This window comes from Paenibacillus sp. V4I5 (assembly GCF_030817255.1).
Taxonomy (GTDB): domain Bacteria; phylum Bacillota; class Bacilli; order Paenibacillales; family NBRC-103111; genus Paenibacillus_E.
This window is the reverse complement of record NZ_JAUSZB010000002.1, coordinates 2,204,002-2,217,215: the sequence shown is the minus strand read 5'-3', so window position 1 is coordinate 2,217,215 and position 13,214 is coordinate 2,204,002. Positions and strand designations below refer to the sequence as shown.

The window sequence follows — 13,214 nt, the reverse complement described above, 5'->3', positions numbered from 1 at the left end:
CGCGGAGGAGATCAAGGGAATGTCTGAATATAAATTGTTGGCTTTGGATATGGACGGTACGCTGCTTACCGACGATAAGCAGGTGACGGAAGAAACGAAGAAGTGGATCTGGAAAGCTGTGGACCATGGGGTAACCGTGATGTTCGCTACAGGCCGGGGGATGCAGACCGTAAGCTCTTTTTGGCAGGAGCTGGAGCTCGATTCGCCTATGGTTCTGTTGAACGGAGCGGAGATTTGGGAAGGGCCGAACCAGTTAATGGCTCGCACCCATTTGCCCCGCGAAACAGTTCGCCGGCTGCATGAGCTGGCTCTCCGGGAAGATGCGCATTACTGGGGATATTCCGTGGAGAGCCTGTCTGGCCAGGGCAATTGGAGCGAAGAGCTGTTCGAAATGGATTGGATGAAATTCGGCATGAAGCATGACGATTTGGGGGTAGTGGCGCGTATCCGCGAGGAGCTGCTCAGCTGGGGCGAGCTGGAGATTACCTCTTCCGCTCCGGTCAATGTGGAGATCTCCGTCAAGGGGATCACGAAGGAAAGCGGCGTACGGGAGGTTTGCCGGCTGCTCGGCATCGAAATGGCACAGGTCTTGGCGGTCGGCGACAGCGAGAATGATATTTCGATGCTACGATCGGCTGGGCTTGGTGTGGCGATGGGCAACGCCGAGGAGCAGGTCAAGGCGATCGCTGATGCCGTCACGATGTCCAACAACGAGGACGGCGTCGCCAAGGCGGTGCAAAAATTTATTTTTGGTCTGGACATAGCCGAGTTCCGTTCAATTGTATAAGGGTCGGCCCCGCGAGCTGGGGGTTGGTGCCGTTCACAACCGGTTTCCCGGTTATGCGGAGCAGGCTTACTGACAAGTCAATACGGGATACTTCCCGATTACTAAAAAAGCCTATGACGAAGACCATAGCCGGAAAGGAAATAAGAATGCTTATAAACAAACCGATGATTATTGCACACCGTGGGGCCAAAGGAATGGCCCCAGAGAATACACGCGTTGCTTTCCAGCTTGGGTTAAGCCAGGGATGCGAAGGGATTGAGCTTGACGTTCATTTGACCGCCGACGATGAAATTGTCGTTTGTCATGATATGACGTTGGACCGGACTACAGACGGGAAAGGCCTGATAGCGGAGAAAAGCTTATCGGAAATCAAAACCTATGATGCTGGTTTCTGGTTTGGCGATGAGTTCAAAGGGGAGACTGTGCCGACTTTGGACGAAGTCTTTGATCTAGTACCTGATTCCATCATGATTAACGTGGAAATCAAATACTCCTATGATGGCAGAATGGAGCATAAGATAGTTGAAATTCTGCGTAGACGTAACCGTTTGAATAATGTCATCGTTTCATCTTTCGACCATAAGTGTGTCAGAAGGATCAAACAAATGGAATCGGAAGCCAAGATCGGTCTTTTGTATCAATCGAAATTACTTGATCCTACCGCATACGCACGCAGTTTTGATGTGGAAGTGTACTCGCTTCATCCTTACTTTGAAATGCTGGATGCCGAGGATGTGCTGAACGCGACAGAGAGCGGGCTTTATGTCTACCCTTATACGGCTAATGAAGTAAATGATCTGCTGCATCTAACTGGGCTTGGGGTTTCGGGTATTATTACGAACTTCCCTGGAAGATTAAAAGATTTGTTGCAAACGCAGGATTCCAAGTGAAAAATTTTCCCGACTCCTTTCTTAAGTAAACAATAAACCGCTGCACCATTCATAGGGTGCAGCGGTTTATTGTTTTATGGTTTCATAAATTACGATTCGTTTAACTTACCCGTAGATTCACGAAATATCGGCTTCGTTTGAACGTGAGTAATTTGAGGAGGCTTGAGAGGGTTCTCGACCCTGGACAACAATATTTCAGCGGCCAGGATTCCAATTTCTTCTCGGAATATATGGACGGTTGTTAAATGAGGTTCTACAATCTGCGACTCAGGAGAGTTATCAAAACCGCTGATAACAATATCTTCTGGTATTTGTACATTTTTATTTTTTAATATCCTCATCACGTTAATGGCAATAAAATCATTCGCACAAACAAATGCGGACGGAAGGTTTTTCATATTCTCCAACCGATTCTCCAACCATTTAGGATCCGCAACATATCGATCTTCTTCAACTATGCAAAACAAAGGGTCAAGCTGCAAATGAGAGTCTAGTAATGCCCGATTAAATCCAACCCATCTTTCATTAAAACTTTTACAATGATTGTAATCGCCAATAAAACCAATGCTTGTATAACCATTATCAATTAATTTCTTTGTCAGATAATAAGTGCTTTGTTCGTTTTCCATTAAAATAATATCTGCTTGAAGTTCGGAATAAAAGATATCCACTGTGGAATCTATAAAAATGGCGGGGATTCCCAAAGAACTGATTAATTGGGTGTACTTCTTGTCAAATAGCTCAATACAAACGATACCATCCACTTTTTTAGTATCGAAATTATTAGGCAGTACTAACGAATCAATATCCGATTCCCGAACAATGTGAATGGATAAATTAAAGCCATCGGAACTGATTTTTTTCTCAAGCCCGCTTAGCGATGAAGCGCCAAAATGACTATTGCTCGGCATATTTGATGTTAAAAGTGCAATGTTACCCGTATTTTTGGTGGTTAACGTATCCGTATCTATAAGAGCAAACTGTTTATAATTTAACTCAATCGCACGTTTTAATACCTTATTTCTTGTTTCTGCAGGAATACTTTCACTCCCGTTAAGAGCTTTAGAAACGGTATTCCTGGATAACCCCAAGGAGTCCGCGATATATTGTATGGTGATTTTTTCTTTACTCATGTGCTTACTCCTTTGCGAACAACATCAGTCCTCAGATTAATGAATGATTAATTTAAACTAAATGTATAATATTATAAATAAAATGTCAATTCACAAGGTTACAAATGAACAAATATAGATCGAATAATTAGTGCATTTGCAAAGTGGTAATAATGCTACATTTACGTTAATTTATATAAACAAATGCACATTTGTATTTGTGCAAATGAATTGAAGTTCATTCGAAAGTTACATTACTAACTCTGTTTTATCTTTGGCAATAAGAAAAGATGCATGAAAATAGGCGGGTTTATCGATTGTTAGTGTGGAAATGCACTTTATTTAGTTTGCATATGAACAAAAATACATTAAAATTTTGTTGACTAAATTCAATGTTGAGTGTAAATTGAAATTGTGGCCGAAAGGATAAAGTGAAAAATGTAAGCCCTTCCTTACAAGGGTTCGCATGTGGGAAGTCACGGTTGCATGCAAAATATTGTGCAAATGAATAATTCTATGGATATTGAGTTAGGGGGTACTGTCTTGCAAGAATTAGCGGAAGTTGAAATGAGAGCAGTTAAACAGAAAAGTCATGCATTTATAAGTAAAATCGATTATATGAGGAAAAATCCTTTCCTGTACTTACTGATGGCACCAGCCTTCATCCTGACGATCATATTTAAGTACGTGCCCATGTACGGGGCGGTCATTGCTTTTAAAGACTTTAGTCCGAGCAAAGGGATTTTCGGCAGTGAATGGGTTGGATTAAAGCATTTTACGAAGTTTTTAACCTCACCAAATTTTGAAGTTATTTTCATGAACACGCTGAAACTTAGTGCTTACGGACTCATACTTGGTTTCCCGGTTCCCATTTTATTAGCGCTTATGCTGAACCAATTGCGCAAAGCTGGTGTTAAAAAAAGGATTCAATTGGTCTTATATGCGCCAAACTTTATATCCGTTGTCGTAGTTGTCGGGATGCTATTCGTCTTCTTATCGCCGGTAGGGCCGATTAATAAGATTCTAACCCTGATTACAGGTCATCCTATTAGTTTTATGTCAGACCCGGATTATTTTCGTACACTTTATATCTTATCTGGCATTTGGCAGGGAGCGGGCTGGTCATCGATTATTTATGTAGCTGCATTAGCCGGCGTTGATCCCGAACTCCATAATGCTGCAACCATTGATGGAGCTAACCTGCTGCAAAGAATTAAACACATCGACTTGCCTACGATTAAACCGGTTATGGCAATCGTATTCATCTTAGCTGCCGGCGGCATTATGGCAATTGGATTTGAGAAAGCCTATTTGATGCAAACGGCAATGAATGTTCCGACTTCAGAGATCATTCCAACCTATGTGTATAAAATTGGTTTGCAAGCAGGAAATTACGCCTATTCTTCTGCCGTTGGTCTATTTAACTCCGTTATTAATGTCGGTTTACTTATCCTCGTTAATATTGTCGTGAAGAAATTAAATGAAGGTGAAGGCCTCTATTAAAAGAAAAGGAGATGCCGTATGAATTTTAAGCCTACTAGATTGGACCGTTTTATTCTGACCATCAATTACATTCTATTGTTCTTTGCTGTATTGATCGTTGTAGTTCCCTTAATTTATGTAGTCGTGGCATCGTTTATGGAGCCGACTGCACTGTTAAATAAAGGGATCTCTTTCCATCTTGCGGATTATAGTGTTCAAGGGTATAAAGTCATCTTATCGAATCATGCGATGATCCGGGGATTTGTAAATGCTCTTTTTTACTCTGTCGCATTTTCTTTTGTTACCGTCGTTGTCTCCATTTTTGCCGGCTACCCTTTATCGGTTGCTGGTTTCGTAGGTAAAAAGTTTTTTGCGATCTTATTTGTCGTCACCATGTTTTTCGGTGGGGGATTAATTCCAACCTATCTGGTGATAAAAAACTTGGGAATGTTAGATACGGTATGGGCGATCATCCTACCAACGGCTGTAAATGTTTGGAATATTGTTTTGGCAAGGACCTTCTTTAGTGGTATTCCGAACGAATTGAACGAGGCAGCCAAGGTCGATGGTGCATCTGAGGTGCGTATCTTCTTCAAGATTGTTCTCCCTCTATCTAAACCAATTATTTTCGTATTAGCTCTATATGCATTCGTAGGTCAATGGAATTCTTATTTCGACGCGTTAATTTATTTGAAGAGTGCAAATTTACTGCCTCTACAGTTGGTTTTAAGATCTATCTTAATTCAGAATCAAGTAAATCCTGGCATGATTGCGGACCAATTGGCTATGGCAGAACTGAAACGGCTATCTGAGATCATTAAGTATTCGTCCATTGTCATTTCCAGTCTACCGTTACTTGTTATGTATCCTTTTTTCCAAAAATATTTTGAAAAGGGTGTTTTGGTCGGTTCATTAAAATAATGGATCGACAAGCATATAGGTTTTCCAAAAAAGAGGAGGGTTATTTTTATGAAACATTCCCAAAAGGCATTATTCATTTCAATGGCGGCATTATTAGCAGTAACGGGGTGCAGCAAAGAATCAGGCGAGACGACTGCATCAAGTGCAGCCACAGGTACAACAGCGAAACCCGCTTTGAAGTTTATGACACAAAGCTCACCGCTAGCTCCCGAAGATCCTAATAAAAAGGCGATATTCCAGCGTCTAGAAGAAAAGACGGGAATACACATTGATTGGGAGAATTATCCGTGGGATTCGTTTGCGGAGAAGAGAAATTTAGCGATTGCCAGCGGTGACCTTCCTGATGCGATTTTCGATGCAGCCTTAGGTGACTACGATTTGCTTAAATTGGCAAAGGACGGAACCATTATTCCGCTCGATGACATTATTGAAAAACAAATGCCAAATTTCAAGAAGGTATTGGAGAAAGCACCGCAATATAAATCGATGATTACAGCCCCTGATGGCCATATTTATTCATTCCCATGGATTGAGGAGCTGGGCGCGGGTAAGGAAAGTATCCATTCTGTCGATGATTTTCCTTGGATTAACATGGAATGGCTAAATAAGTTAGGCTTGAAAATGCCTAAAACGACCGAAGAATTAAAACAAGTTCTGATTGCTTTTAAAACAAAAGACCCGAACGGTAATGGAAAAGCGGATGAAATACCTATGTCCTTTATTAATAAAACCGGCGGAGAAGACTTGGCTTTCTTATTCGGCTCCTTTGGTCTGGGTGAAAACTGGGACCATACGGTTGTCAGTGATGATGGAAAGGTTATTTTCACATCTGCTGACAATAGCTTCAAGGAAGGCGTCAAGTTTCTAAATGAATTATACAAAGAAGGTTTAATGGATGTTGAAGCGCCTACGCAGGATTGGAATACCTATCTAGCTAAAGGAAAAGAAAATCGTTATGGTCTATATTTTACATGGGATAAGGGAAATATCACTGGCATGAACGATAAATATGAGCTTATGCCTGCGCTTGAAGGGCCGAATGGCTGGAAAAACGTAACGAGAACGAACGGAATGGGCTTCGATAGAGGAAGAATGGTTATCACCAAAACAAATAAAAATATCGAAACAACGGCAAAATGGATTGATTCCCTATACGATCCGACCCAATCCGTACAAAACAACTGGGGCACTTATGGGGATAAAACGCAGCAAAATATCTTTGAATTCGATGAATCTAATAAAATGTTGAAACATTTACCGTTGAACGGCATGTCTCCTTGGGAATTGAGACAAAAAACCTTTGTTGGCGGACCATTGGCGATTTTAGATTCTTACTATGGCAATGTTACGACGAAGCCAGATGATGCCGCATGGAGATTGGACTTAATGAAAAAAGTAATGGTCCCGGACATGAAGGCTAAAAATATTTATCCAAAAGTGTTCTTTTCTCTTGAAGAATTGGATCGACTTTCTGCGATTGAAACAGATATGTTTGCCTATGTGCTGAGAAAACGGACCGAGTGGATTCAGAATGGGAAAGTTGAAGCTGAATGGGCTGGTTATTTAAAAGAATTGGACCGTCTAGGTCTACAAGATTGGTTGAAGATTAAACAAACAGGTTACGACAGAAACGTGAAAAAATAAGTTTTGCTGTAAGACCGCCGGAGCGGATTGAGTAGTAAGGTGACGCTCTGGATTTTTTAAAATAGAGGGAGTGGAAGAGATGTCAACTATTCTGTATAGAGAAAAGTACCGGCCACAGTTCCATTTTTCGCCGCCGGCTAAGTGGATGAACGATCCAAATGGAATGGTATATTTCGATGGGGAATATCACTTGTTTTATCAGCACTATCCAGAAGGTACAACCTGGGGGCCAATGCATTGGGGACATGCAATCAGTACGGATTTAACCCATTGGGAGCATTGCCCGATTGCGTTAAAACCTGATCAAAATGGTTTCATATTCTCCGGTAGCGCAGTGGTGGATTGGGAGGATACCAGCGGATTTTTTCTCCGGTAAGCCTGGACTGGTTTCTATTTTCACCCACGCGGACCATTATCCGGATTCCGAACGTCCGAGACAGAGGCAAAGCCTTGCATATAGTTTGGATAAAGGCAGAACGTGGGTGATGTACGGGGGAAATCCTGTGTTGTGCAACGAGCAAATAACGGATTTCCGGGATCCTAAAGTATTCTGGCATGCTTCAAAACAGAAGTGGATAATGGTGATTGCAGTGGATGACCGTGTTCATTTCTATACGTCTTCCAATCTAAAGGAATGGTCTTTTGCAAGTGAGTTCGGTGCCGCAGAGGGCTCGCACGACGGAGTATGGGAATGCCCTGATTTAATAGAGCTTCAGGTAGAGGGTCTTGCTGATGAAACCAAATGGGTACTCATTGTCAGTATAGGAGATCATCCCCAGATGGCAGAAGGCTCAAGGACACAATATTTTGTCGGGAGCTTTGACGGAAGTACGTTTATGAACGATTCATCTCCTGAAACCGTATTGTGGGTGGATCATGGAAGAGATAACTATGCTGGTGTAACATGGTCAGATGTTGTTAGATCGGATAAAGAAAAGCTGTTTATCGGCTGGATGAGCAATTGGAAGTATGCAAATCTCACCCCGACAACCAGTTGGAGAAGCGCAATGACACTGCCACGGGTGCTTTCCCTGAAGAAGGGGCCATCTGGAATCCGTTTGGTTCAAAAGCCTGTGACGGATTTGCAGAAGCTTCGCTTAGAAGCGCAGGTTTGGCAAGAGGTTACCGTTAGCCCCGGTCAAAACATACTTTCGGACGTGCACAGCGATATCTATGAGCTCGAATGTGAGATCGATTTGGGCGACGCATCGGAAGTTGGTTTTAAGCTTCGGAATTCGGAGCGGGAAGAAACCGTAGTCGGCTATAACACCGCTATGCAGACATTGTTTGTTGACCGCTGCAACTCCGGTGAAAGTGGATTTCATGATGCATTTGCTTGTAAGCATGATGTACAATTGGAGCTTCAAAACGGACGGCTAAAGCTGCACCTTTTTGTCGATAACTCCTCCATTGAAGTATTTGCAAATGACGGGGAGATCGTGATTACCGATCAAATTTTTCCGGATCCGTCCAGTAAAGGTTTGGAACTTTATGTGCTTGATGGAAAGGCCAAGGTCATTTCTCTAGCGCTTCATCCATTGAAATCGATCTATTCAGTTGTGACGGTATAACAAAGTGACGATGATTGTGAGGGAAACGAATTGTTATTAGGTGCTATCGAAGGCGGCGGGACAAAGTTCGTATGCGGGATTGGTACGGCAGATGGCGAAATCCTTGATCGCATCTCTATCCCAACAACGACACCAGAAGATACGCTCGGCAATGCGATGGATTTCTTTGCATCTAAAGAGATACAAGCGATTGGAATCGGAACCTTCGGCCCGATCGATGTGAACCCGCAGAGCCCGGCTTATGGTTCCGTTACAAGAACTCCAAAGCCGCACTGGAGCGGTTACCGGATCGTGGAGCATTTGAAGCGGTGCTTTGACATCCCTATTGGTTTTGATACCGATGTGAATGCAGCTGCTTTGGGGGAAGCAACATGGGGGGCTGCAGCAGGATTGAACAGCTGCTTGTACATGACGGTCGGAACCGGGATCGGTGCGGGTGCAATCGTTGAAGGCAAGCTCGTTCATGGTTTGACCCATCCGGAAATGGGGCACATTCTTGTACGGCGGCATCCGGATGACAGCTATGAAGGACACTGCCCCTTTCACAAAGATTGTTTGGAAGGACTGGCGGCGGGACCGGCGCTGGAGGATCGCTGGGGCAAGAAGGCGTTTGAACTTGGAGATACTCATTTCGCTTGGGAAATAGAAAGCTACTATATCGCTCAGGCACTAGTCAATTACGCGCTCATTCTTTCTCCGGAGAAAATCATTGTCGGCGGCGGTGTTATGAACCAGTCCCACTTATTCCCGCTTATACGCGAACAAGTTCGTAAACTGTTAAACGGTTATGTACAGCATCCGGCTTTATCAGAGGATAACGATAGTTACATTGTACAACCCGCTCTAAGCGGCAACGCAGGCCTTTGCGGTGCGCTGGCCTTGGCTAAGCAAGCCTTGGATGCTTAGAAGTGCCACACCAAGAAAATACCGGAAAGTACCTCCAGCTATTCATCGTAGTGGAGGTATTTTTATCTTTAGATGTATACAAAACAAAGCATAGGAGTTGAGCGGGGATCGCTGGCCGGATCAGGAAGCTGAAACTTGGTGGTACGGCCGCTAGTAAAAAAATTGTTTTATAAATCGTAGTGAGAGAGATATAATGTAATTACCTTACTAATGTAAACGTATACGTAAACGTTTAAATGATGGAACCAACATTTGACTTATTTTATGTCCGATCGAATTAGGGGTGAATCCTGTTGAACATGAAAGTTGAAGAAATTATTCGCGAAGTACCAGAGTTAAACTATGAATTCTTAAGTTTTGAAAGTCTTAATGGTGGGCTGTGCAACCAAACCTACAAGGTAAAAACGAAACAGAGTACATACGTTCTTCGCATCAATAGCAGGCAAAATGAGTATTTGAACCTGACACGCCGCTCCGAAGTAGAAGTGATGAAGAAGGCAAACCGCGAAGGATTTGCTCCTAAAGTGATTCCGAGTAATTATCCGGAACAATTTGTAGTCACGGAATTTTTAGAAGGGCGAATGCTTGAGAAAGATGATCTCAAAGACGATCGTATCAAAGAAATGATTATGGATCGCCTCAAACGAATACATCGTATGGAAGGTCAAGGCAGAACATGTACTCCGTATGATTTAATTCATGGATATTTGAAAGGCGCAGATCAGTTTCAAGTCAAGCATCCTGATGGATTAAACCGAATTTTGCATCGAGTAGAGAAAATCGCGCATAAGCGGAGTAATGACAAAGAAAATAACAACAAATTCTGTCACAATGATTCCTTTTTATGCAATATGATCTATACAGGCCAACAGTTGCAAATTATTGATTGGGAGTTGTCGGGAGTCGGAGATTTGTTTTTCGAATTGACGCTCATTCCGTTTACAAACCAGTTCAGTGAAACAGATGAGCGTGAGTGGTTAAAGTTATATTTCGGATATTTCGAGGAGGAAGCATTTCACATTTTTCAGGACATGAAATTCGTGTCGATGGTTCGAGAGGTTGCGTGGGGAATGTTTTACAGTGGACTTACCAAAGAGGATAGTCACCATAATTTTGATTATTACAAGTTTGCTGAATATTGCATTCAGCGAATTGAACAAGGGATTTACCAATTATAATAATCATAAAATTAGTAAGCAATCTAGGCGTGTTAATTAAGTAAATAAAAAAATATTAGGGGCTAGTTTACTATGAAAAGCATAAAAGTATTATCCTATGTATTTGTTGCACTTGCTTTAGTTGCGCTTACAGCATGCTTTTCAAGTAGAATACCGGAACCTTCAAAAACATCTGAAGCAATGATTGCACCTTTAGTAACAGAAAATGCAGAACCGACAAAAAAAAAGAAAGAAGTAGTGGTAGGATTTACTTTGCAAAATTTAAGCAATCCATTCTTTGTTGCGATGTCCAAAGGTGCGACTGCAGGTGCAATGCTGCATGGTGCTGATGTAATTACAGTAAGTGCAGAAGGTGACTTGGCTAAGCAAACAGCTCAAATTAAGGATTTTATTGCAAGAAAAGTAAATGTGATTCTTCTAAATGCTGTAGATTCTAAAGGTATAGCTGGTGCTGTTAGTCAAGCTAGAGAGGAGGGAATCCCCGTCATTGCAGTTGACGTAGGTGCAGATGGAGGTGTGAATACGGTTGTAACCTCAGATAACTTTCTTGCTGGAAAATTAGCAGGTGAATATATTGTTAAGCGTTTGAATGGAAAAGGAAATGTTGTTGTTATTGATGGGCCTCCTGTATCTGCTGTAACGGATCGTATCGCTGGATTTGAAGAAGCGATTAAAGATACTCCAGGAATTAGAGTAGTTGCTAAGAAAAAATGGGTATGGCAACCGTGACATATCGGTTTCAATGATGGAAACCATTTTTCAAGCATATAAAAAAGGGGGAATTGATGCTGTATTTGCAACGAATGACCCTTCTGGAGTTGGTGCTAAAATTGCTGCGGAACAAGCAGGTCGCGACAAAGAAATGTTTATCGTTGGTGTAGATGGTGCACCAGATGCCGTTAATGCGCTCAAAGAAAAGAAAAGCTTTGTTGCAACCTCTGCACAGTATCCATTTGAAATGATTAAATTGGCAATGGATGAAGGCTTTAAAGTTCTTAAAGGTGAAAAGATAGAATCGTTAATTAAAATTCCTGTTGACCTGATTACTCAAGATAATGTTGAAACCTACAAAGGTTGGTAATATTCTCATAAAATTCGAAAGCGTAGTGGTGAAATGTATGTATAAAATTATCATTGCGGATGATGAAGACAACGTAAGAGAAGGAATACGAGATAGTCTAAACTGGAATGAGTTGGGATTTGAGGTGGTTGGCGACTTTGAAAATGGTCGTGAGGTGCTGAAGGCCCTCGAACAGCTTCAACCCGATGTGGTTTTAACGGATATTAACATGCCTTTGGTGGATGGTTTAGAAGTGTCACGTTATCTCTTTGAACATTATCCTCACACTAAAATAATTATTCTTACAGGTTACGATGAATTTGAATATGCTCAGCAAGCATTGAAGTTGAAGGTGCATGATTATATCTTAAAGCCGAATACAGCTGATGAATTATGTCAAATCCTCTCCAAAGTAAAGGCGGATCTTGATGATGAGAATCGTAAGGTGGAGGATTTAAGCAAGCTTAAGCAGCAGCTTAGAGAGAGTTTGCCTCTCGTAAGAGAGCGGTTCTTGAATCAGTTGGTTACAGGAGAACTACGTGAAAGCAAGCTTGAGGATAAGCTTGCCTATTTGGATATTGATTTACCGGGAAGCCATTATGTAGTCGCAGTGATTGATGTAGATGATCATGGGGAACTGCAAAGATTTTATCCCGAAAGCGAGAGTGAACTGCTTTATTTTGCAGTGTGTAACATTAGTGGAGAAATTATTACAAGAAAAAAGAACGGACTCGTGTTCCAAAACAATAATGAAAAAACAATCGTAATCCTTTATGACGAGAATGTGGAAATACTTCGTGAAGAAGCAGCTCTAATTTTCGAAGAGATCAACCTATCGGTACGAGAGTATCTGAAGTTTACAGTGTCCATTGGCGTAGGAGATATTTGCTCTACACTAAAAAAAATTCATCATTCTCATAAGAGGGCATTATCTGCTCTTGATTATCGCTTTTTTCTTGGAAAGAATCGGATCATACATATCGGCGACATTGAAGGGGAATGGAGTGAGAGCATTCCTTTCGATAAGCATTGGGAAAGAAAACTCGCTAATACCTTAAAGTCGGGAACTCAGCAGGAGATCGATGGGATCATTGAGAAAATCATTGAGAATCTTAAGGAATCCTATCTGCCAATGGATCGTTGTTATATTCACATACAGCAAATCATCGTCTCAATTTTGGATCTTTTAGATGAACTTGAGATTCGGGAAACACTTCAAAGCACGACTTCAAGCCCATTGACCGAAATCTACGGGTTAAAAACACTGGATGAAGTGGAAGATTGGTTGAAAAATTACTGTTCTCGTACCACGGGCCTTATCCTTGAAACAAGAAACAGTTTTTGCAAGATGCAGGCTTTGAAAGCGGAAGAATTTATTAAAGGTAATTATGCGGATGCGAAAATGTCCATGGATATGGTTTGCAAATATCTGGTGCTAAGCACAAGTTACTTTAGCCTTATTTTTAAAAACCATACTGGAGAAACTTTCATAAGTTATCTAACTCGGATTCGTGTGGAAAAGGCAAAGGAACTGCTTAAATGTACAGATTTGAGGACCTACGAAGTCGCGAGTCGTATAGGCTATATGGACCCCCATTATTTCAATTTAATTTTCAAAAAAGCGACGGGTATGACCCCGACTGTGTATCGCAGAATGGTGTAA

The 13,214-nt window shown here is 41.8% G+C and carries 13 protein-coding genes; 12 read left to right on the top strand and 1 reads right to left on the bottom strand.

Going from position 1 to position 13,214, the window contains the following annotated elements:
- The first annotated feature begins 19 nt into the window (after positions 1-19).
- Both QFZ78_RS11990 and QFZ78_RS11985 read left to right on the top strand, forming a co-directional pair.
- Positions 20-787, top strand: a complete 768-nt coding sequence (locus tag QFZ78_RS11990; protein WP_307547710.1) for a Cof-type HAD-IIB family hydrolase — start codon at positions 20-22, stop codon at positions 785-787.
- A gap of 146 nt (positions 788-933) precedes the next feature.
- Positions 934-1,677 (top strand): glycerophosphodiester phosphodiesterase, encoded by a 744-nt coding sequence (locus QFZ78_RS11985; RefSeq protein ID WP_307547708.1) that lies wholly within the window; start codon positions 934-936, stop codon positions 1,675-1,677.
- An 89-nt stretch (positions 1,678-1,766) separates the two neighbouring features.
- Here the strand turns inward: QFZ78_RS11985 and QFZ78_RS11980 are convergent, their stop codons facing one another.
- The gene (locus QFZ78_RS11980; RefSeq protein ID WP_307547707.1) at positions 1,767-2,810 is read right to left on the bottom strand and encodes a LacI family DNA-binding transcriptional regulator; all 1,044 of its coding nucleotides are present in this window, start codon (positions 2,808-2,810) and stop codon (positions 1,767-1,769) included.
- Positions 2,811-3,356: 546 nt separating this feature from the next.
- Between QFZ78_RS11980 and QFZ78_RS11975 the strand changes: the two genes are divergently transcribed.
- The 10 genes from QFZ78_RS11975 (at position 3,357) to QFZ78_RS11930 (ending at position 13,214) form a co-directional block, all read left to right on the top strand.
- Positions 3,357-4,292, top strand: a complete 936-nt coding sequence (locus tag QFZ78_RS11975; RefSeq protein WP_307555636.1) for an ABC transporter permease — start codon at positions 3,357-3,359, stop codon at positions 4,290-4,292.
- An 18-nt stretch (positions 4,293-4,310) separates the two neighbouring features.
- Positions 4,311-5,192: a carbohydrate ABC transporter permease gene (locus tag QFZ78_RS11970; RefSeq protein WP_307547706.1), complete on the top strand. Its 882-nt coding sequence runs from the start codon at positions 4,311-4,313 to the stop codon at positions 5,190-5,192.
- A gap of 48 nt (positions 5,193-5,240) precedes the next feature.
- Positions 5,241-6,836 (top strand): ABC transporter substrate-binding protein, encoded by a 1,596-nt coding sequence (locus QFZ78_RS11965; protein WP_307547704.1) that lies wholly within the window; start codon positions 5,241-5,243, stop codon positions 6,834-6,836.
- Between the two features lie 79 nt (positions 6,837-6,915).
- Positions 6,916-7,212 (top strand): hypothetical protein, encoded by a 297-nt coding sequence (locus QFZ78_RS11960; protein ID WP_307547702.1) that lies wholly within the window; start codon positions 6,916-6,918, stop codon positions 7,210-7,212.
- On the top strand, positions 7,145-8,407 hold the full coding sequence (locus tag QFZ78_RS11955) for a glycoside hydrolase family 32 protein (protein WP_307547700.1): 1,263 nt from the start codon (positions 7,145-7,147) through the stop codon (positions 8,405-8,407). Before QFZ78_RS11960 ends, QFZ78_RS11955 begins: the two co-directional genes overlap by 68 nt.
- Before the next feature lie 30 nt (positions 8,408-8,437).
- Positions 8,438-9,313 (top strand): ROK family protein, encoded by an 876-nt coding sequence (locus QFZ78_RS11950; protein ID WP_307547698.1) that lies wholly within the window; start codon positions 8,438-8,440, stop codon positions 9,311-9,313.
- Between the two features lie 299 nt (positions 9,314-9,612).
- Positions 9,613-10,491, top strand: coding sequence for a phosphotransferase (locus QFZ78_RS11945; protein ID WP_307555634.1), 879 nt, complete (start codon positions 9,613-9,615; stop codon positions 10,489-10,491).
- 72 nt (positions 10,492-10,563) lie between these two features.
- Complete coding sequence (locus QFZ78_RS11940; protein WP_307547697.1) at positions 10,564-11,220, top strand: substrate-binding domain-containing protein; 657 nt, start codon at positions 10,564-10,566, stop codon at positions 11,218-11,220.
- Positions 11,189-11,572: a substrate-binding domain-containing protein gene (locus QFZ78_RS11935; RefSeq protein WP_307547695.1), complete on the top strand. Its 384-nt coding sequence runs from the start codon at positions 11,189-11,191 to the stop codon at positions 11,570-11,572. Before QFZ78_RS11940 ends, QFZ78_RS11935 begins: the two co-directional genes overlap by 32 nt.
- Before the next feature lie 37 nt (positions 11,573-11,609).
- The gene (locus QFZ78_RS11930; protein ID WP_307547692.1) at positions 11,610-13,214 is read left to right on the top strand and encodes a response regulator transcription factor; all 1,605 of its coding nucleotides are present in this window, start codon (positions 11,610-11,612) and stop codon (positions 13,212-13,214) included.

What these genes read in the sequence shown, in the direction of transcription:
- QFZ78_RS11965 (WP_307547704.1), top strand. Translation starts at nt 5,241, where the DNA reads ATGAAACATTCCCAAAAGGCATTATTCATTTCAATGGCGGCATTATTA.
- QFZ78_RS11980 (WP_307547707.1), bottom strand. Translation starts at nt 2,810, where the DNA reads ATGAGTAAAGAAAAAATCACCATACAATATATCGCGGACTCCTTGGGG.
- QFZ78_RS11960 (WP_307547702.1), top strand. Translation starts at nt 6,916, where the DNA reads ATGTCAACTATTCTGTATAGAGAAAAGTACCGGCCACAGTTCCATTTT.
- QFZ78_RS11985 (WP_307547708.1), top strand. Translation starts at nt 934, where the DNA reads ATGCTTATAAACAAACCGATGATTATTGCACACCGTGGGGCCAAAGGA.
- QFZ78_RS11945 (WP_307555634.1), top strand. Translation starts at nt 9,613, where the DNA reads ATGAAAGTTGAAGAAATTATTCGCGAAGTACCAGAGTTAAACTATGAA.
- QFZ78_RS11970 (WP_307547706.1), top strand. Translation starts at nt 4,311, where the DNA reads ATGAATTTTAAGCCTACTAGATTGGACCGTTTTATTCTGACCATCAAT.
- QFZ78_RS11930 (WP_307547692.1), top strand. Translation starts at nt 11,610, where the DNA reads ATGTATAAAATTATCATTGCGGATGATGAAGACAACGTAAGAGAAGGA.
- QFZ78_RS11990 (WP_307547710.1), top strand. Translation starts at nt 20, where the DNA reads ATGTCTGAATATAAATTGTTGGCTTTGGATATGGACGGTACGCTGCTT.
- QFZ78_RS11975 (WP_307555636.1), top strand. Translation starts at nt 3,357, where the DNA reads ATGAGAGCAGTTAAACAGAAAAGTCATGCATTTATAAGTAAAATCGAT.
- QFZ78_RS11940 (WP_307547697.1), top strand. Translation starts at nt 10,564, where the DNA reads ATGAAAAGCATAAAAGTATTATCCTATGTATTTGTTGCACTTGCTTTA.
- QFZ78_RS11955 (WP_307547700.1), top strand. Translation starts at nt 7,145, where the DNA reads ATGGTTTCATATTCTCCGGTAGCGCAGTGGTGGATTGGGAGGATACCA.